Source organism: uncultured Brachyspira sp. (genome assembly GCF_944393015.1).
In the GTDB taxonomy this organism is placed as follows: Bacteria; Spirochaetota; Brachyspiria; order Brachyspirales; family Brachyspiraceae; genus Brachyspira.
Window position 1 is genome coordinate 136,965 of record NZ_CALXYQ010000004.1, and the last position, 6,000, is coordinate 142,964.

The 6,000-nt window shown below is 22.9% G+C and carries 3 protein-coding genes; 1 reads left to right on the forward strand and 2 read right to left on the reverse strand.

Going from position 1 to position 6,000, the window contains the following annotated elements:
* Nucleotides 1–426: 426 nt before the first annotated feature.
* On the reverse strand, nt 427–1,398 hold the full coding sequence (locus tag Q0K19_RS03015) for a TIGR01212 family radical SAM protein (RefSeq protein ID WP_297245155.1): 972 nt from the start codon (nt 1,396–1,398) through the stop codon (nt 427–429).
* Between the two features lie 784 nt (nt 1,399–2,182).
* On the opposite strand from Q0K19_RS03015, the gene Q0K19_RS03020 reads away from it, so the two are divergent.
* Complete coding sequence (locus tag Q0K19_RS03020; protein ID WP_297245157.1) at nt 2,183–3,682, forward strand: DUF2828 family protein; 1,500 nt, start codon at nt 2,183–2,185, stop codon at nt 3,680–3,682.
* 249 nt (nt 3,683–3,931) lie between these two features.
* On the opposite strand, the gene Q0K19_RS03025 is transcribed toward Q0K19_RS03020, so the two are convergent.
* The gene (locus Q0K19_RS03025; RefSeq protein WP_297245159.1) at nt 3,932–5,857 is read right to left on the reverse strand and encodes a hypothetical protein; all 1,926 of its coding nucleotides are present in this window, start codon (nt 5,855–5,857) and stop codon (nt 3,932–3,934) included.
* Nucleotides 5,858–6,000: the final 143 nt, after the last annotated feature.

The following is a 6,000-nucleotide window of genomic DNA, read 5'->3' on the forward strand; positions in this document are numbered from 1 at the left end:
AAAATTTTTATTATTATAATAAAGTATATTCAATTTATATGCATTTGCAAATAAAATTAAGTTTTTAATAATTTTTTTTATTTTAATTAAAATGAATTATATTTGAAAATTATATTAAAAAAACTTGATCAAAATTTGTTTTTCATATATAATATTGTTCGATTTTATATAGGGGAATGAGGGTGTGAATCCTTCGCTGGCACGCAACCGTAAAGTTTAGTTTATTAATATAAATTAACAAAGTCGGATTACCTTATCTAATAATAAATAATCAGTCGAGTGCACTAGATTATATTTTTCTATACGTACTCCTGTTTTCCATTTATTATTAAAAAATTATATAAATTTGATTGATCTCTTATACATAAATAAACCAAATATCTAAAACTAGGCAGGAGTTAAATTTTTTAATTCCTGCCGTATTTTTTAAACATTATAGTTTATACCCTGAATTATATTTTTTTCTTTCATTCTTTTTGTTATTAGATTTATTATTTCGCCTTTTGATTTAGTCCATTTAGGAGATATTAAACTATCACCCAAACTATCGCCCATTAATCGTGCTATTATAATATCTGATCTTGTAAAAGAAATTGCATCGCTCATCAAATCTATATAAAAATCTTCATCTAAAGTAGGAAAATTATAATCTTTATACATATTTTCAAAATAAGAACCTTTTACTATATCAAGCTGATGAAATTTTACAGCATCAATTTTTAAAGCTGATACATCTTTAACCGTTTTTATCATATCATCTCTGCTTTCTAATTCTATTGTTTTTTTGTCATCATCATTAAATTTTTTAGGCAGTCCGAATATTATATGAGTGCATATTATTATATTATTATAATTTGTTTTTATATGATTTACCATTTCAGCAAAAGATTTATAATCATGACCTCTATTAATAAATTTAGAAGTTTCATCATTTGAAGATTGAAGCCCCATTTCAAGCCAAATTTCTTTACCAGATGAGTAAGATAAATCACTAAGTTCTTTCAGTACCTCATCTTCAAGCATATCGCTTCTAGCCCCGAACATTAGTCCAACGCATTCATCAAAATGCACCAATTTATTAGCATATTTCAAAGATTCTTTTGATGCTAATGGCGATAATGGGGTGCCTAGCTGAAAATATCCATAAAATTTTTGATATCTTCCTTTATAATTTTTTAATCCGTTAATCCATTGATTATTGATATCTTCTTCTGCTGCATAAGGAGGTTTATAGCTATTTAAATTACAGAATCTGCATCCGCCTTCATTGGCTTTATGGGCACAGCCGAAATCTGTATCTATAGAAATTTTTCCTACTTTCACTCCGAATTTATTTTTAACATAATCAGAAAATGAATAATAGTTTTTATTGTTTTGTATGTTATTTTTATTTTGCATATTAGTATCAGTATATCATAAAATAATTTTTTTAAAACTATTTGTATTGCTTATAATTTTCATTAACGCACGGTTAGCAATACTTTATCTATAATTTAAATTAGAATTCATATTTAGTTTTATTTTTTAATTAGCTTACCGTGCGGTGAATATGTTTTAAATTTAACAAAATCTTGGGCGGGCAGCTAAAATAAATTAATGAATCAAAAAGACAAATTAAACTTAAAATACCAGAAAAAATAAAAAGTATAGAGGGTGGGCAAATGTAATTAAGCTTTAAAACTTTATTTACATTCCCACCCTTTATTCTTTATAACGAACTTTTGAATTTTTAATATTAACTATATTTATAACTTATTTAGAAATTTCAGCACCCACCCAAGCGTTATTTATGTTTAAAATTACTACACCGCACGCAGAGTAAGGTTAAAAATATATGCTAATTATAAATTATAATTTAAATGATAAATAAAAATCCATTCGGCGTGCGTTAATGAGAATTTAATTAATAATATATTTAACATTGACAAAATAATATATTAAACATAAAATTAAAACAGATTCCAACAGCAAAATAATATAATCCATAAAGACTGGACAAAATGGAATCTAGTTTTTATTTTTGCAATAATAATTTTTTAGACATGAACAGCAATTTATTTTTTGGTAGTAAGAAGGTTCAACTCCTTTAGCCATTTTTAATGGTATATATCGTGTCTAGTTTTTTTATTCTATACTTATTTAATTAATAGGCATAGAATATTTTTTATTAAGGAGTATCATTATGTCTTTTTTAGATTTGCTTAAAGATTCTTTTAATAAAACTTATACGCAGAATTTTGCTGATACTAATATTTCATCATTAAGCGGTGTAATAGATTTATTTGCAACTATGGGAGCAAGCAGATTAAAAAAAGATGATGAATTATTAAAATATTTTATAGATTCTTGGAGAGAAAGTCCTGAACTTACTGCTAAATCTATAATGTATTTAAGAGATATAAGAAAAGGCATTGGTGAGAGAGAAGTTTTTAGAAAATATATTAATATTATGATTAAACAAAATCATACTCTCACTGCAATAGAAATTCTTAAAACTATACCAGAGCTTGGAAGATGGGACGATATTATTTATGTATGGTATGAGAATAGAGAAAATAAAAATATTTCTGATTTTACAAAAAGTATAATATTAGAGCAATTAGAAAAAGATAAAACAACTGATAATGTTTCGCTTCTTGCTAAATGGCTTCCTAGTGAAAATACTTCATCAAAAAATACAAGAAACATTGCAATAGAATTAATAAAACTTTTAAATATAAACACTAAAGAATATAGAAAAATTTTATCTGCTTTAAGAAAGAAAATACAAATAATAGAAAATAATTTAAGAGAAAAAGATTATACATTTAATTATTCTTCAGTTCCTTCGCTTGCTATGAGAAAATATTCAAAAGCATTTATTAGAAATGATGAAGAAAGGTACAAACAATTTTTTGAAGATGTAAAGTCAGGAAAAGTAAAATTAAATACAAGCGTCTTAACTCCTTTTGATGTTATAAGAGAGATTTTAGACTGTGCCGAAGAAGATATAGATTCAAGAAAAGAAGAATTTGATTTAACTTGGAAAAATCTTCCAAACATTTTTGGAGATAATAATTTAAATGCAATAGTGGCATGCGATGTATCTGGAAGTATGGGAATGGCTTTGAATGGGGAGCCTTTAATATGCTCTGTAGCTTTGGGAATATATATAGCACAATTAAATAAATCTGCATTTCATAATCATTTTATAGATTTCTGCGGCAATTCTAAAATGCATGACATATCAAATATAGATAATATTGTTGATATAGTTAATTATGTTTTAAGGTCATCCGTTGATTATAGTACAAATATAGATTCAGTATTTAAAGCGTTGCTTGATACTGCTGTAAAAAATCATGTACCTAATGAAGAACTTCCTAAATATATAATAATAATTTCTGATATGGAGTTTAATCAATGCGAATGTCAAAATAAAACTAACTTTGAATATTGGAAAGAAATTTTTAATAAAAATAATTATAAACTTCCTAGAATAATTTTCTGGAATGTAAATTCATTAAGCAGAATAATGCCTGCTTTAAAAAATGATGATGTATTATTTGTTTCTGGAAGAAGTCAGAATGTTATAAAAAATATAATTAATATAGACAAATACGATTTAACAAATCAAGATGAATTATCAATGCTTTTAATACTTGATACTTTGAAAGATTATAGTATTGATATAAAGGATTGATATAATTTTACTTAACGCACGGTTAGTAATACTTTATTTATAATTAAAGTTTGAATTTACATTTTATTTTACATTTAAATTCATTTTACGTGCGTGGTGTAAATTCTAAATTTAAATAATGCTGGGATGTATACTAATAAATTCTAATTAAGTTAGAAAAAATAAAAATTATATTTAAATATAAACTTAGAGTGTTGTCAATTTTAATTTGAGTTTTAATACTTTTATTACATAGTATGATGTTTAAATTTAATTAAATCCAAATCTTATTTTTATGCCGAATATAATTATATATGAATCATATTTTTTAAAATGTATTTTTAATATAAATTGGAATATATTTCCGTATTTTTTTTTAAAGTTAACAAGTTTCATAATATGTTTATTTGAAAAATCTATTTTTTTATAATCATATATATCTAATAAATATAATATATTTTTTATAGTAGTATATTTTTCATTTGGATGTATTGAATTTGGTACTGAGACCATAAATCTATATAGTGCATTGTTATTCATGTTTTCAATATATTTATTATAGAAATTTTTTATAAAAATAATTTCTTTGTTTTCTATATTAGATATTAATAAATAATTTTTAATAAAAGTTATTACGCCATCTAAATATTTTTTATAATTTATTTTATTCATTAGTTCTTCTTCTGATTCTTCAAATATTGGTAATATTTTTCCACATTCATATTTATATCCTATTACTTCTCCATGCATAGCTCTTGTAAAAAATTCTATAAATCCATTGTTGTAATCATAGTTATCCATATAAAATATTTTATCTACAATGCTACCATAATTATCTAATACTGTACTCATATAAAATACTTTTAATTTTTTTTTATACTCCAGTATTTCACTAATACATTCTATAGTTTTTCCAGTTCCTCTTGAATCTACAAAAGCAAAATTAGTATTAAAGTTAATTTCTTGATTTAAATATTCAATTAATGTTTTGCGGTAAGTATTACTATTTTCAATAATTAATTCCATAAGTACTTCATTATTTTCTATAAAATTTTTTAATTTATATTTTTCTTTTATGAATAGTGGTCGTTTTATATTTTTATATTTTTTTGGTAAAAGTTTTAATATCTTATCAAGATCTTTATTGAAGAAATATTTTAGGTCTCTTAATGTATTTATTTTATCCGTAAATAAATAGTCTGGAATATTTTTTATTTTGGAAATATTTGCAAATTGCCAAGCATATCTAGAACCATATATATAATGAGTGTTGATGTTATTAATATTTCTATAATTGATTATTATATCAGCTATATTTTTTAATATAAATCCATCTCTAGATATAAAATATAATTCATTTATATTTTTAGTTATTGCATTATCTATAATCCAAGCAACATAAAAAAATAATACTATACTTCCTATTGTTATTTCCAAATTATATTCATTATCATTATTATTTAATCTAAAGTTTTTAGACATTCCTATAATATTTTGAACATTAATATTGTTTTTATAACATTTGATTATTTCTAATTCAAAATCGTATAGTTTTACATAATTATATAATGTTGCATTAATTGATAACATATTTGGTTGTTTTACATCAGAATTTATATTGTCTCCTATATGAAACCAATTATTATATTCAATATTTTCAATATCTTTAATTATTTTAAATAAATTTCCGCTACTCTTTGTTTTATTATATTCACTTGATATGTACAATTTTATATTTTTAAAAATATTGTCATGTTTTAATAAAATTTCACTTATAATTTTTTGTGGAAGATACATATCACTTATTAGTATAACAGTATGTCCAGAATCGTACAATGCTTTTAATTTATTTATATTTTCTTCTATTGGAATAGAATTCTCTAGTTCTGTTTTAAACTCTAAATTGATTAATTCATATATTTGCTCATCATATATGGAATTATTACATGCTATAATACTATATATATCATATATAGTAATTTCTTCTTTTTCTGGGTTTAATTTTCTCGCTTGCTGTTCAGCAGATATTCTTAAATTATAAAAATTATTTTTTATGAAACTTGATATATTATTTGATTTTTCTAGTAGTTTATACTGCATAATAGCGAATATACCTTCTGGTGTTGCAGTAGACCTTGTTATTAATGTATCGAATATATCAAATGAGTATAATTGTATATGTTTATCTGTGTTCATAACACACTCCTCAAAATAGTATATTATATCAAATAATAATAGTCAACATTTTATATTTTATTTTTGTGTTTAAGAGCCCCAGATATTGCACACTTTTAGTTTAAAAAAAGTAGGTATCCCTTATAATTTAAATTGCTAGAAAT